Below are 18,637 nucleotides of genomic sequence, written 5' to 3'. Positions count from 1 at the left end.
GTAATTATTGATTTGTTAAGTACAAAAGATTAATGACCGTCTGGTTGTAATTGTTGATGGCCTGGAGGAAATTAAGCCTGATGTCGAGTGCGGTTTCGATGCTCTGGACATATTCAACGTATGAAATATCTCCGTTCTGGTAGGCTTTTGCAGCATTCTTGCCGATAAGGTTTGCATTCGGGATGGCTGTGGTATTGTAGAAATCGATCTGCGACTGATACGTGACGAGATTTTCCTGTTGCTGTATGAACTCGCTTTTCAATTGTGCCTGTAAATAAGTGGCATTTTTCTGTTCCCGTTCGCTGTTCGTTGCAGCGGCCTTCGCTTTCGCAACGGCGCTTCCGGCAAAAATGGGTACGGCAACGCCAACTGAAAATCCCTGGAAATGCAGGGAATTGTCGTAGGATGTCATTTGTCCATTCCACTCCTGGTTTCCGGTTATGGATTGGATAAAATATCCTGCGGAAATATCCGGGAACAGGTTTGCTTTTTCGACTTTGCGCGTGGCTTCGGCAATTTGTACCTGCTTTTCGGAGAGTTGCAATGAAGGATTTTGTCTTACCATTGTGGAATCGGCAGGAACGCTGAAAGGCATCGGGATAAAAGCAGTGTCTGACACCGTAAAGTCGCCGGCCATATTCAGCAACATCCGGATATTGGTTTTCTGGGAACGGATCCGTGCGTTGTTTTGCCTGATGCGCTGCTCCAATTCCTGCTGTTTTGCAGCGGCTATCGATTTTTCCAAAGCGCTGCTTTCGCCGGTTTCAAATTTCAGTATGGCTGATCTTACGAATTTCTGCATGATCACGTCCTGCGTTTGCAACAGCTGATTCTGTTTTTGATAAAAGAGCAATTCATTCCAGGCCTGCCGTACATTTAATGTCATTTCCTGTTTGGAAATGCCTAATTTGATCTGGCTTGCATGGTCATTCTCACGAAGCAGGTTTCTTTTGGCACTGATTTGGAAAGGATTGAAGGTTTGGGAAATGCTCAGGTTTTTATCTTGCAAAGCGGAATTGATCTGTCCGAATGTACCATTGATTTCTGTTTTCGGGATGTCGACGGCAGTTTTGATTAATTGGGCGTGCATCTTTGAATCAAGTTCGGAAGCCTGCACGTTCAGGTTGTTTTTCAATCCGATCTCCACGGCCTGTTTTATGTCTAAACTTTGGGTTGGTTGCGCATTCCCGTTAAATGAGAACAGGCTCAAACCGAGGATCATGATGGTGTTTATCTGCTTTGGAAAATTATTTTTAATTCCTCTTTCGAAATACAAATACAAAATCGGTAAAACGATAAGTGTCAGCAATGTTGCCGTAATCAATCCTCCGATGACTACCGTTGCCAAGGGTTTCTGTACTTCAGCACCCGCGCTGCTGCTGATCGCCATCGGTAAAAAACCTAATGATGCTACGGCTGCGGTCATGATTACGGGACGCAACCGCACTTTCGTGCCTTCTTTAATACGCTCATAAATGTCAGTCATTCCTTCTGATTTTAATTGGTTGAAATAGCCGATCAATACAATTCCGTTGAGTACCGCCACTCCGAAAAGCGCAATGAAACCAACACCTGCCGAAATACTGAAAGGCATGCCGCGCAGCCAAAGCGCAAAAATTCCGCCAATCGCCGATAACGGGATCGCGGTAAAAATCAACAGCGATTGCTTTATGGAATGAAATGTGAAATACAACAATACCAAAATCAACACCAATGCCGCCGGAACGGCAATGGCAAGGCGCTTGTTGGCATCGACCAGGTTTTCAAACTGCCCGCCGTAAGTGGTGTAATATCCTTCGGGGAGTCTGAGTTTTTCATCGAGTTTTGCCCGGATTTTCTCTACGACCGATTTTACATCTGCACCACGCACATTGAATCCTACCACAATGCGGCGTTTTCCTTCTTCCCGTGAAATCTGCATCGGGCCGTCCTCAAAATTCACGTCGGCGATTTGCTCCAGCGGAATCTGGTTCCCGGACGGCAGCGTCACGTACAGCGATTTTAAATTCGAAATGTCACGGCGGTTGCTGCTGTCCAGCCTTACGACGATATCAAACCGCTTTTCACCTTCATAAACGACACCGGCGGCTTCTCCGGCAAAGCCCATACGGACGACTTTATTCAGGTCGCCGATTTTAAGTCCGTACAGCGCGAGTTTGTCCTTGTTATAACGGATGGTGATCTGCGGTAAACCGGCCACGCGTTCTGCTTTGGCATCCGAAACCCATTCGATACCTTTGATGAGCTGCAGCACTTCATCGCCCTTGCTGACGAGCATCTCGATATTGTCGCCGAAAATCTTAATGGCTACATCGCTGCGCACGCCGGTCATGAGTTCGTTGAAACGCATTTGTATCGGCTGTGAAAATTCAGTGGAAGCGCCCGGAATGTCTTCAAGTGCTTTTTCCATTTTTTCCATGAGCGCTTCTTTGGAATCCGCTGATGTCCATTCGCTTTTGTCTTTCAGCAAAATAATCATGTCACCGGCTTCGACGGGCATGGGGTCGGTCGGGATTTCTGCCGAGCCGATTTTTGTAACGATCATTTTGATTTCGGGAAACTTCGCTTTTAGGATTTTTTCGGCTTTGGTGGTTGTCTCAATTTCCTGTGAGAGCGAGCTTCCTGATGCGATGATAAAATGCGTGGCGATGTCGCCTTCGTCGAGCGTTGGGATGAATTCGCCGCCGAGGGAGTGGAATATAAGTAAAGCGATCAGGAGCAACCCGAAAGCCATTCCGAGGGTCAGGGCTTTTACTTTCAAGGCTTTTTCCAGTAAGGGCGCATAGAAACCGTAAAGTCCGTTGATGATTTTATCGCTGATGTTTTTCTGATGACCGGGTTCTTTGCTCAATGCGATGGAAGATACCACCGGCACATAGGTGAGCGATAAGATAAAAGCACCGATAATGGCAAAGGAAACCGTTTGTGCCATCGGGCCGAACATTTTTCCTTCAATACCCACGAGCGATAAAATCGGGAAATAGACAATCAGGATGATCATCTGCCCGAAAGCGGCACTGCTCATCAGTTTTTTGGTGCTGTTTCCAACGGCTTCGTCCATTTGTTGTTGTGAAAGCCTTTTCTTATTCTTTGTATGTTCGAGGTAGAACAACGATCCTTCAACAATGATTACCGCGCCGTCGACAATCAAACCGAAATCAATGGCGCCCAGACTCATGAGATTCCCGCTTACGCCAAAGAGCTTCATCATGCTGATGGCGAATAATAACGACAACGGGATCACCGATGCTACAACCAAACCGGCACGCCAGTTCCCGAGCAATAAAACCAATATAAAAATGACGATTAATGCCCCTTCGATTAAGTTTTTTTCGACGGTGCTGATGGCTTTGTCGACGAGTTTTGTGCGGTCCATGAAAGGTTCGATGGATACGCCTTTTGGAAGGGATTTTTTGATTTGTTCCATTTTCGCCTTGACCAATTTTACGACCTCGCCGCTGTTCTGGCCTTTGAGCATCATCACCATGCCGGACACTTCCTCGCCTTTACCGTCCTTAGTTACGGCACCATAACGGATGCTGCTTCCGATTTGTACGGTGGCCACATCACGAATCAGTATTGGAATATCATTTTGGGTTTTGACCACGATTTTATTGATATCATCGATACCATTCACCATACCGATGCCGCGGATGAAATAGGCGTACGGCTTTTTATCGATGTACGCTCCGCCGGTATTTTCATTGTTGTTTTCAAGTGCATCGAATATTTCGGAGATCGTCGTATTCATGCTTTTGAGCTTGTCGGGCTGGACGGCAATCTCGTATTGTTTCAGGCTTCCGCCCAAAGTATTGACTTCCGCAACGCCTTTGGTACCGATAAGCTGCGGCTTGATGATCCAATCCTGGATTGTGCGAAGGTCGGTCGCCGTATATTTGCCTTCATAGCCTTTTTCGGGGAAGACCACGTATTGGTAGATTTCGCCCAAACCCGTACTGACGGGAGCCATTTCCGGGGAGCCAACACCTTCCGGAATCAAGGCTTCGGCGGCTTTTAGGCGTTCTGATATTTGCGCCCTGGCCCAGTAAATATCGACATGTTCGTTAAATACCACCGTCACAACGCTCAGCCCGAAACGGCTGATGGAACGAAGCTCAATGACATCAGGGATCGGTTTTACGGATTGTTCGATGGGGTAAGTAATGAATTGCTCCACTTCCTGCGTGGCCAGTGTGGGCGAACTGGTAATGATCTGCACCTGGTTGTTGGTGATGTCTGGCAAGGCATCGATGGGCAGTGTGTACGCGGAATAGCTTCCGATTGCCATCAGGATTACTGTAAACAGCCCAATAATAAATTTATTATTGATGCTGAATTGTATGATTTTATCTAACATTTAAATAGTATAATGAGTGAAAATTAAAGGAGGAGATGCCTTTAAGATGTAATAAATACACAAATTTTCTACCCGTTCCCATGCTTCGGGACGGGCATCATTATGCTATTTGAGGCGGTTGCCAGATGCTTCCGGAGAACATGGAAGCCATATGTGATTTGTAAAGGATTTCTAATTTAGAAGTGACATTTACTGCAGCATCGGGAATATTGAAAGCCAACGGTGCTGTAAAATTCAGTACCTGAACACCGCAGCAATTGCAGATGCAGAAAGGAGAGCACGCATCATTGTGTTTTTCAGCATCATGTCCGGAGTGATTTCCGGCAACCGTTTTTGTCGTTCGTGTAGCCACATTATCGATTTCTGCATCGGCGCATGGCATGCAGGATAAAATGAGGAATAACATTGACAATATGGTGCTCGAAAATTTCACAGCCGTAAAAATAGTAAAGATTTTAAATAAAACAGGATTAATATATCCTTATTGAATTTCTCCGCGCAAGGGTGTTTCAAAGATGGTTTTGAAAACGTTCGGAGCCACATGCTGGCCCAACAAATACATCAACTTTGTAATCGCAGCTTCGGTAGTGATGTCTTTTCCTGAAATCACCCCGATTTTTTTCAGTGAAGTACTCGTCTCATAATGGCCCATGCTGACGCTGCCGCCGGAACATTGCGTGACATTTACGACATAAAGCCCGTTTTTAATGGCTTTTTTAAGCAATAGGATGAACCAATCCTCCGTAGTGGCATTGCCGGCACCATAAGTCTCCAACACAATGCCCTGAAGCCCGGGAATATTGACGATGGCAGAAAGTACCGTTTCACTGATTCCGGGGAACATTTTCACGATAGCGACGTGGTTGTTGAGGTTTTTATGTACCAATAATTTTTTGGTACTGGTTTTTGGCAAAAACAATTCAGGGTTGAATTTAAGGTGTACACCGGATTCTGCCAGTGGCGCATAATTTGGGGAGGCAAAAGCATTAAAATGCTCCGCGTTGATTTTCGTCGTGCGGTTGCCACGGTACAGTTTGTATTCGAAATAAAGGCAGACTTCCCTGATTACCGGTTTGCTCTTATGCTGAAGCGATGCGATTTGTATCGCCGTAATCAGGTTTTCCTTGGCATCAGTCCGCAAATCCCCGATAGGCAGTTGCGATCCGGTGAAAATGACCGGTTTTGAAAGATTTTCGAGCATAAAGCTCAGCGCAGATGCAGAATATGACATCGTATCCGAACCATGCAACACTACAAATCCATCAAAACGCTCATGGTTTTCTTCAATGATGGTGGCAATCTGTATCCATTTTTCAGGATTCATATTGGAAGAGTCGATGGGCTGCTCGAATGAAATGGTCTCGATATTGCAATCGAGTTGTTTCAGTTCCGGGATTTTCTGCTGGAGTTTGCTGAAATTGAAAGCCTTGAGCGCGCCGGTTTCGAAATCCTTCATCATCCCGATGGTGCCGCCGGTGTAAATTAAAAGGATTCCCGGTTTAGACGACATTGTGGTATTTTGATTTATTCACTACAGGATTGGCATACATCGCGAGGAAACGCTGCACCTGCATAGGGTCACTTTCATCGATACGCATTTCAAGGCGGCGCTCGAACAGCATTTTTTCATTTTCAGTGTAATGTGATTTGTATTTGTCAGTATTGTTCTGGATGTCGTAAGCGATATAATTTGTAGGCCAAAGATGGTATGAAGATAAAATCGAATCGTCAATCGCCTGTGCCAAAGCCTGGATTTGCTTGTTGGAGTTGTCGAATTCCTGCTTGATGGCCTCAATTTCATCATCCAAAACGTCACCCACGTGAATGTGGATGCGTTTTTTCTGGCCCATGATTCCGCTGAGCAGCGTCATGAAATCTTCGTTTTTTTCCTTGATGTAAATTTCGTTGTTCGCTTCAGCCATCAGTTGCGGCATCTTCAAAGCATCGGTCGGATCATATTCATACGAAATAGAAATCGGGACCAATCTTACTTTCCTGAAATAATCCATCAGATTATTTTCATCCGATCCCATGGCGAGCATTTTCAAAACACCCGGATGTGTGGCATCATTCCCGTCTTTGGTGCGGCCCTCGCGCTGTGCAATCCATACGGAACGATTTTCGCGTAGCAGCAATTGCGCAATATATTCTGCCATCAATTTTGAACTTTGCAGCAATTCCCTTGGCGGGAGCCCGCGCAGCACGAGGAAATTCCTGTTCAGTCTTGAAAGCGCATGCAAAAATGATTTTTTGACAAGGTTGTCACCAATCGCAGAGGCCGTCATGACCAATCCGTGATCGAAAAGCGAGGCGTTGATCAACGACGTATCGAGGATGATATCGCGGTGGTTTGAGATAAAAAGATAAGAAGTATTCGGCTCAAGCTTTTCAAAACCTGAAGTCGTCAGGCCGTCCGAGCTCTTGCGAAGCACCTGCTGCACAGACTGATAGATGTAATTGCATTGGAAATCGCGGATGGAATAGGTGCGTTTAAGCTGTTCCTTCCAGACATCATCGGCCAGATCCGGAAAAGTAAAATTCATCAGCGCTTTCATCATCGGATGGTTTGCGACTTTCTGGATGGCCTCGTTTACTTCGGCATCATAAAAAGGACGAATGGCGTCAAACTTCTGCATGTCGGATTTTTAATAGCTTAACAAAAGAACGAAAATTTATTGACATGCTTGTTTTCTTTTTATTAAATCCCAAAAACAGCTTTCGAATTTTCTGTAGTAATGTGGGCGATGTCGCCTGCCGGAAGTCCGTAAATTTCTGAAAGCTTTGCCACTACATTGCTGATGTAACTGCTTTCGTTGCGCTTGCCGCGGAAAGGTACCGGAGCGAGGTATGGCGCATCGGTTTCCAAAACGATATTGCTGATGTCGATCTGGTTCAGGAATTGGTCGATTTTTCCGTTTTTAAAAGTGACCACACCGCCGATCCCGAGTTTCATATTCAGTGAAATGGCTTGCAGCGCCTGTTGATAATCTCCGGCGAAGCAATGGAAGATCCCCCATAATTCCCGAGATTTTTCTTCTTCAAGGATTTCGAAAATTTCATCAAAAGCTTCGCGGCAATGAATGTTGATGGGCAATTTGTACTGTTTCGCCCATTGGATCTGCCTGCGGAAAGCGATTTTCTGGATGTCTAAGGTCGATTTGTCCCAATACAGGTCGATCCCGATTTCGCCTATGGCAGCGAACTTCCGACGGGAAAGTTCATGTTCCACATGCTGTAATTCAGCTTCGAAGTTTTCTTTGACATACGTCGGGTGCAGACCCATCATCAGGAAAACGGACTCTGGATATTGCGCTTCCATCGCATACATTTTGTCAGTGTATGACGAACCGATTGATGGCACGAAAATACGCTTCACACCGGATTCAAACGCGCGTTGCATCATCGCGTCGCGGTCGTCGGCAAATTCTTCGCTGTAAATATGGGCGTGGGTGTCGGTAAGGAGCATAAATTTAAATAAAATGCAAAGTTAGTTTTTTGAGGCCAAAGGTTTTCGGATTTTGGCTATTTTTGACACTCAACCGAGATTATGAAAGACCTTCACGACATCCTGAAACAGGAAAAGTATAAAAAAATCAAGTTCAGGATTACCAAAACCCAGCATTTACTTATTAAAGCAAAAATCAATGGTGTCGCGGGAAATTTCATTCTGGATACAGGCGCTTCAAACAGCTGTGTAGGGTTTGAGTCCATTGAACTGTTCTTGTTGAAAGCCAAAAAATCCAAAACCAAAGCTGCCGGTGCCGGCGCTACGGGAATGGTAACGCAATTGTCATTGGGCAACCAATTGCAGGTAGTACGCTGGAAATGTGATGATCTTGACCTCGTTATTTTTGATTTGTCACATGTAAATGAAGCTTTGACACAGCATGGGGTAAAGACCGTGCATGGGATCATTGGGGCCGATGTGCTGATGAAAGGCAAAGGGATTATTGATTATTACAACCATTGCCTTTACCTGAAATGATGTTGTAGCACTTTGACTACGCGTGCCTTTGGCCTGTTAAAAAGAATATATTTGACCAATAAATTTCCAATTATGAAAAAAAACTACACTCCGTTTCTGCTTGCGCTTCTCTTCTCCGTACTTCAATTTTCAGGCCTGATGGCGCGTGATAAAACCGTATCCGGCCCTGTAGAATTTTTCGTAACCGGTATTTACCTGGATGTGAATCCGGTTGGGCTGAGTCCGGGCGACAATATCGCTTATACGTTTCACATTGTCAATAACGGTCCGGTTCCAATGACGATAACATTGACTGATCCGCTGGTGGGAATGGATAATTTAGACATGCAAACGTTGTATCCCGGTGACAGCAGGAATTTCAACTCGAATTATATTATCAACCAGAATGATATCGATGCAGGCTTTGTGGAGAATACTGCTACGATCCATGTCTCTACTCAGGATGGTGCTGATTTCGACATGAGTTCGGACGACGGCGATCCTTCAAACGGCGACAGCAACCCGACGATCACTTTGCTTACGCCACCGCAGAACATTTCTTCGCTCCAGCTTATAAAAACAGCCGCTGTTAATGGAAATGGCCAGGCAGGTGATCTCATCACGTATTACTTTACGGTAACCAATACGGGAACTACCACCATCAGTAACCTTGCCATCAATGACGCGTTGACGGGTTCGATTCTTGTTCCTGTGACACCGTCAACATTGCTTCCCGGGCAGACGGCTTTCCTTGCCACGGCTTATATTATTACCGATGCGAATGTAAATGCAGGTTTTGTAATCAATTCTGCGGCTGTAATCGGAACGGATCCGGCAGGAAACCAGGTTACAGATGTTTCAGATGAGGGGAATCCTGAAAACGGGAATGACAACCCCACGGTTACAATGCTCAATCAGGCCCCGGCCCCGGAACTGTCTATGATGATGACTACCTATCAAAATGGTAATGAAATCGTTATGACATACGATATAACCAATACAGGAATGGTTACGCTTTACAATGTGACGCTCAGCACTGCGATTCCACAGGGTATGGTGTTAGACAATAACGGAGTTGTAGGGACATTGCTGCCCGGAGTTGTAACGAGCCTGACAGGCCATTATATTGTTACGGAACAGGATATTGCCAATGGCGCACTGGATTTTGTTTCAACGGTAGACGGCTACGATGTCACGGGGCAAACATTGCTGGCAACGCAGACTAACATCATTACCATCACGGTGTTTCCTTCCGGCGGCATCAGGCTGAAGGCTTTTGTGGATGCCAATGGCAATAACATCAAAGATGATGGGGAAGCTGCATTTTCATTAGGACAATTCCGTTATGTTAAAAACGACACAGAAGATCAGCAATACATCTACCCGTATTTGGGAGAGGCGTTGATTTATGGTTCGTCCATGGACTCTTATGATGTTTATTTTGAAATTGATCCTCAATATGCTTCATTGTACACGCTAACAACAGCGTCATATGAAAATATTACACCCAGCAGTGATACCACGTATTATTTTCCGGTAACAGCCGTGTCTGCATCATATGATTTGAAAGTCAGTTTGCTACAGGCTGGATTTCCGCCGAGACCGGGATTTGAATACCAGAATCTTGTTGAATATACCAACAACGGCAGCCAGGCCATTGCTTCGGGCACCGTATTTTTTAATGCTGACGGATTGACAACTGTCACAGCGGTTTCTGAGCCGGGTGCCATTGTTTCTGCTTCAGGGTTTACCTATAATTTTACAGACCTTCAGCCTTTCGAAACCCGCTATATGTATGTAATGATGCAGGTTCCGCCAATCCCTGAGGTGGATTTAGGGCAATTACTTACCAATACCGTAAGCGGGAACATTTCTGAAAATGATGCTTTTCCATACAACAACAGCGATTTTTCAACGGCAATGATTGTGGGTTCGTGGGACCCGAATGATAAAACTGAAAAACATGGCGGGAAAATCCTTTTCTCTGGTTTTTCTGCGGATGATACCCTTACCTACACAATCCAGTTTGAGAATACCGGAACCGCCAATGCGCAAAATGTTTCCATAACCGATACCCTTGATGCGATGTTGGATGAGAATACCGTCCGTATGGTTGGCGCTTCCGCGCCCTATGTGCTGGAACGCAACGGGAACGAACTGACATGGAAGTTTACAGCAATTGATTTGCCACCATCAGAAGAAAATACCACAATAGGGCATGGTTATGTCACTTTTGAAGTGAAACCGGAACCAGGTTTTGAATTGGGTGATATCATCCCGAATACCGCATCTATTTATTTTGATTTTAACCCTGCTATTGTTACAAATACTTTCCAGACGGAATTTGTGTCGCAGCTCGGTGTTAACGACGTAAGTGAAACAGATTTTAGGGTATATCCAAATCCGGCGAAAGATAAAGTGTCGGTTTCAATGACCGGAAGCAAAATGATAAAGTCTTTGGAGCTGATGGATATTTCAGGAAAAAGCCTGTTGTCTGAAAATATCAATGCCAATCGTGCTGAGATGAATCTTTCAGGAATGTCTGCCGGAATCTATCTCTTGAAACTTAAATCGGAAAATGGAGTAGAAACCCTAAAGCTGATAAAACAATAATTACAATACCATCAGGTTACATCCACGGACGTCCGAATGATCAAAACGCCCCAGCACTTCGAAAGCACTGTTGGGGTATTTTTTTCCCAAATCCTGCGTGGCTATAAACGAACAGGAATTGATATTTGCCAGATCAATAACATTGATGCCGCCTGTCTTTCCGTCTTCCATATAAGTTAACGCATCTTCTGTATCACGGATCATGATATGCATCCAGGGCGGGCATTCAAAAATACCGTTTCCGAAAGAATAAGCCTGCGACAGCAATTCTGTCATGCCATACTCTGAATGGATGGCATTGACCCCGAAACCTTCACAAAGGACTTGATGTAATTCCTCACGGATCATCTCCTTGCGCCTGCCTTTCATCCCGCCGGTTTCCATAATGATGGTGTTGTCTAGGCTGAAAGATTGTTTCTCGAGCAGATCCAATAAGCCATAGGTGACCCCAATAAGGATCGTATTTTGATTTTGTGATTCCAGCCGGGCCATTTTTTTTATCAGATCATCGTGGTTGAACAGGTAAAAACCGCTGTCCGGATTGTTTGTCATCCGGATCAGGTCTTCAACCATATAAATTAGTGAGGAACCTTCACGCTCCAGGTAGGAGGGAAGCAGGGCCAATATAGCATAATCTTCTATATTTCCGTAAAAAGCTGTAAATGCTTTGCGGTAACTTGTTTCATAAAGGCTTAAATCGGCGATGAGGTGCCGGCTCGTTGCCATGCCCGTTGTCCCGCTGCTGGTGAAGGTTTCCTGCACTTCATCTGTGCCTGAAAGGACTTTATGCGTCTTAAAAAACTGTATGGGCAGGAATGGGATCTGTACGAGTGATTTCACTTCCTGTTTTTCTGTCTTCAGCAGGTCGCAGAATTGCCTGTAAACCGCATTGTGTTCATGCTGGTACCTGAATACCTTCAGCGCCATTTTTTCAAATTGCTTCTGGGAAGAGATGGTAAATATATCTGAGGGGTTGATCAAGGGATTTTTTTGCAAAAGTAATTAAAATAAAAAAAGCGCCCATAAAGAGCGCTTTTATAATCATATCAGAAGTTGATTATTTGATAACCATTTTCCTTGTAGCTGTATTACCGTTTTCAGTGATTTTTACGATGTAAACACCACCTTTAAGGTTGGAAACATTTATTGCATTAGTAGTCGTTGTAGTGTTTACAACCTGCTTGCCCAATACATCATACACCACTACTGCTTTCTCAGCATTTGCTGCAGTCTCGATGAAGAAAGTACCGTTAGATACCGGGTTTGGATACACTTTAAGGCCAGCAATATTGTTGTCTTTAATACTAAGGTTTGATGCTGTTACAGATTCCCATGTAGTACCGATTCTCAATGCATCGATTTGGATTCCAGGAGTTTCAGTAGCACTGTCCTGACGGAAGAAGAATCTGTTGATTGATGCAAGGTCAGCTCCTGTGTGAGCATCTCCGATTGTCGATGTTGCTGGTTGTGCACCACCAACTGTAGGATCGATCCATAGGTTAACTGTATCATCCGATGCAGTAGCAGCGTCACCAAATGTATAGCCTAGAACTGCAAAATAAGTTTGGCCAGTTTGGTATGTATCAGCTGCCCAAGACGTATTTGTTCCACTGGCTGTCCTAACTTCAGTACCAAGATTAAAGCTAGTGTCGCTTACAGCTTTAGACCAAAGCGTAGCTCCGAAATTAGTTCCGCTTGAACCCAAACCTGCAAAATAACCTCCGTTAGGCTCTGTTACACCAGTCATTGAGCTAATATTCAAAAGAAAAGAATAATACACAGTACCTGAAGTTTGTGTGTCAAAAATGATCGCATTGTCAATTCCTGTTCCATCAAAAGTGATTGAATTCCCAACAGAAGCTATTCCAGTGTAATCAAGATTTCCTGCAGCAACCATAATCTCATCAGTTGTACCACTTTGGATAGTCCAGTCTGGCTGAGCTGACAAAGTTGCACCAGCAGCATAAGCAAAGTTGTTTGTGTATGGAAGCGTTACTCCGGTTGGAGCAGGAGTACAATCAGGTGAAGTTACGTTTACCGTCAGGTTACAATCGCCTCCTTCAGCTGTGAAAACGATAGCAGTACCTTCAGCAATGCCTGTAATGACAATGTTTCCTGAATCCATGCTTGTTGGGTCATCGCCGCCGATAGATCCAGAATCAACGTTAAGCGTGTAAGGATTTGTACCACCACCAGTAAAAGGAATTGTTACAGTATAAGTATCTGTTCCTGAGGTTATAGCGTCGCAGGATTTGGCCACAGTTCCGAAAATCAGGCTGCAGGCAGGTGTCACAGCGCCTTCGGATAATGAGATATCATCGATCCTTACCTGTGCCGTTCCACCAGGATTCGTAAATCTAAGGGATAACGTACCTGAAGATTCAATGGCGCCACCACCGATGCTCACAAGGTTCCATCCTGTAGCAGCAGCAGTATAGGCAATTGGAGACCAGTTTGTAGCATCTGTACTTTGCTCCAGTATCATCGGGTTTCCGCCATTATTTGAAATGGTCATACCAAAACTCAATACGAGATCCGCTGAGTTGTAAGCTGATGTGTCAAGACCGTCAATCTGCATCACTTTTCCAACGCCTGCTGCAGTTCCGATAAAAGCATTTCCGCTTCCTGTTGCACCGGCATAACCAGAAGAAGCACCGGTAATCCTTACGTCTGCATTTCCACCATAAACGATTGGAGCGCCATTGTCAAATGTCGCAGGAGCGGTACCTGTTGCATAAGCAGGGAAAAGTGTCGTTCCTGTTGGCGTTCCAAAGCTCTCAGAATAAAACTGAGCAAAAGAAGCAGCGGAAGCAAACAACACTAAAGATAAAGTGTAAAGTTTTTTCATTTTATGAATTTTAATTAAGTTTTTACGCGGCAAAGATAAACACAATTTTGTTTTGTTTAAAACAAATAGTGTAAAAGAATGGTTAATTTATAACAAAAAGTAAATATGTTGAAAATAATAATTACTTGACAATCAGTTTTCTGGTGGCCGTAGCGTCACCTTCCTTGATTTTAATGATGTAAACGCCGGGAGAAAGCGTAGAGATGTTTACCTCTTTACTTGTAGTGGTTTGCTGGAAGACCTTTTTGCCCAATACATCAAAAATGGCAATGTCTTTTTCCAGGCTGTTTTTAGAAGTGATATAAATCTTGCCGTTGCTAACCGGATTAGGGTAGAAATTCAACCCTTCAGTAACAGCAGGCTGTGTCTTGTTATCCTGGGCGGAAACACCGGCGAAGGATAAGCAGCACATTAGCAGAAACATAAAAAAGTAATTTCTTTGCATTTGGGGTAGTTTTATGGGGTAAAAGTATGAAAAAATAAATCGTAAAAATGCATCGGTATTAAAAACAGGAAAAATTTAACAATTGCCGCAAAATAAAAACACTTCCCGTAAAGAGAAGTGTTTTCAGTATTATTAATTGGCGTTAAACCAGCTCTATTGATTATTGCAAAAGGTTTGTGGTTCCTACGGTAGCCCAGTTTCCTGCAGTCAATGAAGACGCGCCTGTAGCTGTCGTAGAAGTGGTAAACGTATTTGCAGGGAAAGCTACGATGATGTCAACGGTCGCACCTACAGGAGTCGTTTGTGTAGTTCCTGAAATTTTAGCATTGGTAATTTTGATTTTTGAAGTCAAAACCTGGGCTGTATTCGTCGTTGCATCCTGGATTTTTACTGCAGCACCGTGATAAACGGTAGCTCCTTCAGTATAATCTCCGTAACCTTCAATCACAACATTGCTGAAATCCCCGTTTCCTTGCTTCTTGAACTGGAATGCATCGATTTCGATAGCGCCTGCGGTTTCAGGTGTCGTTCCTGCAGCTCTTTTTAAAGTCACATTGGTCACTTTAGGGAAGAAGGCATTGTCGTTGCTTGACGCTTCGATTTCCATTCCGTAATTTCCTTTTACAGTCTGGTAACCATACCAGTTGCTGTTTTCCTGTCCTTGCCATCCATCCTGCCAGTCAAAGGCATCGTCATAATTTCCATAAGAAATCAGGTTTGTAGCGCTCACTGTTCCACCGAAGAACTCATAACCATCATCAGCACCTTTATAAGCCACAAGGTGGTCCAGATGCGTGCCCGATCCTACTGAGTAAAACGTAAAAGCATTGTTTTCTTTAGTACCATCAGCCAATTTTGCACCGGCATATTCTACCCTTACATAGTTCAATGAACCGCCATTATGCGCTGCGTTGGTACCACCGTAAGTCTGGTTGTTTCCATCTTCAGAAGTAGCTGTTACGGCACCTCCGATAGCTTTGATCGGCGCATCGCCATACATGATGATTCCACCCCAGGATCCAGGTGTTTGTGAAGCCTCTGTGAATACTACAGGCTGTGAAGCAGTACCGTTGATGATCAGTTTTCCCCCGTTCAATACAACCAAAGCGTTATCACCTGTTGTTTTGTTTGCTGTAATTGTAGATCCTGCGTCGAAAGTAACCGTTACACCTGAAGCGATTTTTACAATCCCTTTAAGCGTGTAATTTCCATACGCATAAGTGGTATTCGCTGAAATGGTTCCGGTGATTTCCCCTACTACAGGCTGCGCTGTACCTTCATCATCACTGCTGCATCCTGTAAAGATAGATGCGATAATTGCAAGACTAAAAACTAATTTTTTCATGTTGTTGTTTAATTTAAATTTTATGCCACAAAGGTATCATGGCACTTTTTGAAAGGAGTTATCCCATTGTTATAATAAGGTTAGCTTAAGCTGATAAAATTATTAAGCCAATGTTAAGCACGTTGATTTTATGTAATTAGAAAAGGCCGCCCGAAGACAGCCTTAATTTTCAACTAAATCAAATAAAAATCTTTAAAAGGTGTACGAAAAGCCAAGTGAAAATCCTACGCCTCGCTTGTAATCCTGCAATATCCTTGAGCTTTCAACAAAGTTGGTATTGCTGTTTTCGCCCAGTTCGAATTTTACTTTAGGGTTCAGGATATTGTCTGCAGAAAATTTGAAATCAAGATGTTCGTTTACCTTGCTTGACCAAACCAAATCCAGTTTGCTTAGCGGAAGCTCATAAATGTGGTCAAACGGCTTGCTTCCCACACTGAAAATCCTTTTCCCGAATACCGAATATACTGCCGAAACCGTGTTGCTCCATTCCTTTCCTAAGTTGAACTGGTATTTCAGGTCAGTATTGACAAGCCATTTTGAAGCGCCCTGCAGATCCCTTTCGCGGTGGGTTTCAGATGATTTGACCAATTCTGCGTCTTCCGTGTTGTTTACCACATACTCATTTGCTTTGACGTGGGTTTGCATCAGCGAGGTGTTGAATCCCCACGACAGGTCGGACAGGCTTTTGCTGATCCGTGCGAAATCAAAAATGAATTCCAGTTCGGCACCATACAATGTAGCGTCGCCCGTGTTGAAATAAGTGGTAATGAATCCGCTTGCAGTGGACTGGAAATTCCTTTCAATGGCATTGTTTATTTTCTTGCCGAAAACGCCTACCGCAAACATTTCCTTGCTGGTCGGGAAGATTTCGTATTTGAAATCCACATTGTAATTGTCGCTGTTTACCAGGTTTGGGTTTCCGTTGATCGAAGTGCCATCGGCATTAAGGTAAGAAATCGCCAAAGCCTCGATCTGCACGGGTTTCGTGTAAGTGATGCCCGTTGCAAGCCTTAAGTTGGCCCTGTCCGATAGTGCATATTTAACGTTCACCGATGGCAAAGCGTAAAATTTATCGAAGGTCTTCTTTTCAAATTTCTGGTCGAACGAACCGTTCCTCCTGAATTTGGTTTCACGCATCGCCATCTCGCCACGCAGTCCTGCATTCAGTTCCCATTTCTCTCCGAAGTGGTACAGGATGTTGGCGTACGCCGCATTGGTGCTTTCCATCAGTTTCACACGGTACTGCGCGTTTGAACTTTCCTCGAAATAAAACCGTTCATTGGCAAGATCCAACGCGACAGTGGCATCGATATTGTTCAGTGGCAATGTAAATATTCCGACACCCCTGTCATAACTTCCTACGAAACGGTATGATGATTCTGACATAGAGGCGTTTCCGTTATAGCCAAACGTAAAGACCTGGTTTTTGTCTTCACCTTTTCCGAATTTCAGCGCATATTCAGCCATAGCCGAAAAATAGAAATCATTCGAGATATCGAAATACTGGCGAAGCAGGTCGTTACCGCCATAGGACATCACCAGGTTGTCTCCTTCCCTGGTCCCTTCGAGGAATTTCCTGTCAGGCTGCTGGTAAGAGGTTTTTGTGAATGACACGCCACTTTTAAGGGTTTGGTTTTTGTCCTTGGTGAGGTTGTATTTTCCGGTAAGCTGTGCCGTCAGGTAGTCAGATTGGTCCAATTGGTTTGTCCTGAAGAAGTGATCCGGATTTTGCAATTCTGCGTTTGAAACACCCAACTGGTCCTGGATTGAACTTACAGTGTTCCTTAAATAGAATATATTCATGCCAAGATCCCAGGCATCGGTTTTGTAATTTAAGCCTATCAATGCGGAAGTATTGGTTTCGTAGTCAAAACTTTTTTTGGTGAAGTTGTTGTCAAACTGGCCTGTAGGTGTCGGAGTGTCTTCGTAAGAAGTTCCAAATACGGTCCTGTCCAGTCCTTCCCTTACTTTATAACTGTTTTCAAAATTCAGCGAAAATAAATAGGACATTTTAGCATCGTTTTTCAAGGTGAATTTCTCTCCGTGCAATATGCCGATGCTGCTGTTCAGCGGGCTCGTTTTAGTGTCGACATCAAATCCTGACTTGAATGACGCCAAGGACTCCTGCCCTCCCAACGGACGCTTGACCGGCGCATTTCCGAAAATCCCGGGCAACTTGCGGTCTTTTCCGGTGAGCCCCATAAAACCCTTAAATCCGTTAGCATCTGCAGCCATGCTGAAGTCCGAAAGGTTGTTGTCTGTCGTATAGCCAAAACCAACGCTCAGCTTCGTGATGCTTTTACCTCCTTTTGAAGTGCCGATATTAAAGGTACCTCCTGAAAAGTCCCCATAAATATCGGTATTGAAAGTCTTGTAAACGTCGATCGCACTTACGATATCCGTCGGGAACAAATCCAGCGGGATGATTTTCCGGAACGGATTGTTTGATGGAACCGCCAGACCGTTTATCAGTAAATTATTATATCGGTCTTCCAATCCGCGGACGAAAAGTCCCCGCGACCCTACTTTTGTGATCCCCGTGATTTTTGTCAGGCCTTCTTCCACATCGCTCACGCCTTTCCTGGACAATTCCTGCGCACCGATGCTTTGCTTGATTACCGTGGCATTTTTCTGCTCGAGCAATAACACCGCTTCTTTTTCACGGTTGATGTTCTGGGTTACGACAACATCTTCGAGTTTGACGCTTCCGCTTCCGAGTGCCCTGTCTACTACGATGTTTTCATTCGGCTTTACTGTCACGGCCACTTCCTGGGTTTCATAACCCACAAAACTGATGACCATAGTATAGGTGCCTTCCGGTGCAGTAAGGGTGTATTTCCCTTCAATATCTGTGCTCGACCCGATTGACGTACCTTTAAGTGTGACGCTGGCAAACGGCAGCGTTTCATTGTTCATATCTTTATCGGTAATGGTTCCCGATACCGTACCTTTATTCTGGGCGAAGGCCGTAACGCAAAAAAGCAATGTAATAATCAAATGGCTGATTCTCATCTCAGGGTTTTTAAATTTGCTGCAAAGGAACTCCGGCGATGTAAATTTTGCGT

The 18,637-nt window shown here is 44.4% G+C and carries 12 protein-coding genes; 2 read left to right on the top strand and 10 right to left on the bottom strand.

Translation table 11 applies throughout. The features are described from left to right. Positions 1-4: 4 nt before the first annotated feature. The 5 genes from HYN49_RS02145 to HYN49_RS02125 form a co-directional block, all read right to left on the bottom strand. Positions 5-4,357, bottom strand: a complete 4,353-nt coding sequence (locus HYN49_RS02145) for a CusA/CzcA family heavy metal efflux RND transporter (protein ID WP_108902583.1) — start codon at positions 4,355-4,357, stop codon at positions 5-7. A 100-nt stretch (positions 4,358-4,457) separates the two neighbouring features. After that, a complete protein-coding gene (locus HYN49_RS02140) occupies positions 4,458-4,790 on the bottom strand; it encodes a DUF6660 family protein (protein ID WP_317045862.1) in 333 nt (110 codons plus the stop codon). A gap of 48 nt (positions 4,791-4,838) precedes the next feature. After that, on the bottom strand, positions 4,839-5,867 hold the full coding sequence (locus HYN49_RS02135; protein WP_108902581.1) for an asparaginase: 1,029 nt from the start codon (positions 5,865-5,867) through the stop codon (positions 4,839-4,841). After that, complete coding sequence (locus HYN49_RS02130; RefSeq protein WP_108902580.1) at positions 5,857-6,993, bottom strand: 1-acyl-sn-glycerol-3-phosphate acyltransferase; 1,137 nt, start codon at positions 6,991-6,993, stop codon at positions 5,857-5,859. Before HYN49_RS02130 ends, HYN49_RS02135 begins: the two co-directional genes overlap by 11 nt. A 62-nt stretch (positions 6,994-7,055) precedes the next feature. After that, on the bottom strand, positions 7,056-7,823 hold the full coding sequence (locus HYN49_RS02125) for a TatD family hydrolase (RefSeq protein WP_108902579.1): 768 nt from the start codon (positions 7,821-7,823) through the stop codon (positions 7,056-7,058). 81 nt (positions 7,824-7,904) lie between these two features. Between HYN49_RS02125 and HYN49_RS02120 the strand changes: the two genes are divergently transcribed. Next, positions 7,905-8,342, top strand: coding sequence for a retropepsin-like aspartic protease (locus tag HYN49_RS02120; protein WP_108902578.1), 438 nt, complete (start codon positions 7,905-7,907; stop codon positions 8,340-8,342). A 72-nt stretch (positions 8,343-8,414) separates the two neighbouring features. Beyond that, positions 8,415-10,934 (top strand): DUF7619 domain-containing protein, encoded by a 2,520-nt coding sequence (locus HYN49_RS02115; protein ID WP_108902577.1) that lies wholly within the window; start codon positions 8,415-8,417, stop codon positions 10,932-10,934. Here HYN49_RS02115 and HYN49_RS02110 read toward each other — a convergent pair whose 3' ends face one another. From HYN49_RS02110 to HYN49_RS02090, 5 genes are all read right to left on the bottom strand, one after another. Next, on the bottom strand, positions 10,935-11,915 hold the full coding sequence (locus HYN49_RS02110) for a LuxE/PaaK family acyltransferase (RefSeq protein ID WP_108904916.1): 981 nt from the start codon (positions 11,913-11,915) through the stop codon (positions 10,935-10,937). It lies immediately after the preceding gene. A 76-nt stretch (positions 11,916-11,991) separates the two neighbouring features. After that, the gene (locus tag HYN49_RS15220) at positions 11,992-13,782 is read right to left on the bottom strand and encodes a T9SS type A sorting domain-containing protein (protein WP_245892238.1); all 1,791 of its coding nucleotides are present in this window, start codon (positions 13,780-13,782) and stop codon (positions 11,992-11,994) included. A 121-nt stretch (positions 13,783-13,903) separates the two neighbouring features. Continuing rightward, positions 13,904-14,227 carry a T9SS type A sorting domain-containing protein gene (locus HYN49_RS02100; protein ID WP_108902576.1) on the bottom strand — a complete coding sequence of 108 codons (324 nt, stop codon included), beginning with the start codon at positions 14,225-14,227 and terminating at the stop codon, positions 13,904-13,906. A gap of 160 nt (positions 14,228-14,387) precedes the next feature. After that, positions 14,388-15,572, bottom strand: coding sequence for a hypothetical protein (locus tag HYN49_RS02095; protein WP_108902575.1), 1,185 nt, complete (start codon positions 15,570-15,572; stop codon positions 14,388-14,390). A 192-nt stretch (positions 15,573-15,764) separates the two neighbouring features. Then, positions 15,765-18,584: a TonB-dependent receptor gene (locus HYN49_RS02090; RefSeq protein ID WP_108902574.1), complete on the bottom strand. Its 2,820-nt coding sequence runs from the start codon at positions 18,582-18,584 to the stop codon at positions 15,765-15,767. Between the last annotated feature and the right edge of the window lie 53 nt (positions 18,585-18,637).

Source organism: Flavobacterium pallidum (genome assembly GCF_003097535.1).
GTDB lineage: Bacteria > Bacteroidota > Bacteroidia > Flavobacteriales > Flavobacteriaceae > Flavobacterium > Flavobacterium pallidum.
This window is presented reverse-complemented; position numbering and strand designations above follow the sequence as displayed.

What these genes read in the sequence shown, in the direction of transcription:
- HYN49_RS02145 (WP_108902583.1), bottom strand. Translation starts at nt 4,357, where the DNA reads ATGTTAGATAAAATCATACAATTCAGCATCAATAATAAATTTATTATT.
- HYN49_RS02135 (WP_108902581.1), bottom strand. Translation starts at nt 5,867, where the DNA reads ATGTCGTCTAAACCGGGAATCCTTTTAATTTACACCGGCGGCACCATC.
- HYN49_RS02130 (WP_108902580.1), bottom strand. Translation starts at nt 6,993, where the DNA reads ATGCAGAAGTTTGACGCCATTCGTCCTTTTTATGATGCCGAAGTAAAC.
- HYN49_RS02125 (WP_108902579.1), bottom strand. Translation starts at nt 7,823, where the DNA reads ATGCTCCTTACCGACACCCACGCCCATATTTACAGCGAAGAATTTGCC.
- HYN49_RS02120 (WP_108902578.1), top strand. Translation starts at nt 7,905, where the DNA reads ATGAAAGACCTTCACGACATCCTGAAACAGGAAAAGTATAAAAAAATC.
- HYN49_RS02115 (WP_108902577.1), top strand. Translation starts at nt 8,415, where the DNA reads ATGAAAAAAAACTACACTCCGTTTCTGCTTGCGCTTCTCTTCTCCGTA.
- HYN49_RS15220 (WP_245892238.1), bottom strand. Translation starts at nt 13,782, where the DNA reads ATGAAAAAACTTTACACTTTATCTTTAGTGTTGTTTGCTTCCGCTGCT.
- HYN49_RS02100 (WP_108902576.1), bottom strand. Translation starts at nt 14,227, where the DNA reads ATGCAAAGAAATTACTTTTTTATGTTTCTGCTAATGTGCTGCTTATCC.
- HYN49_RS02095 (WP_108902575.1), bottom strand. Translation starts at nt 15,572, where the DNA reads ATGAAAAAATTAGTTTTTAGTCTTGCAATTATCGCATCTATCTTTACA.
- HYN49_RS02090 (WP_108902574.1), bottom strand. Translation starts at nt 18,584, where the DNA reads ATGAGAATCAGCCATTTGATTATTACATTGCTTTTTTGCGTTACGGCC.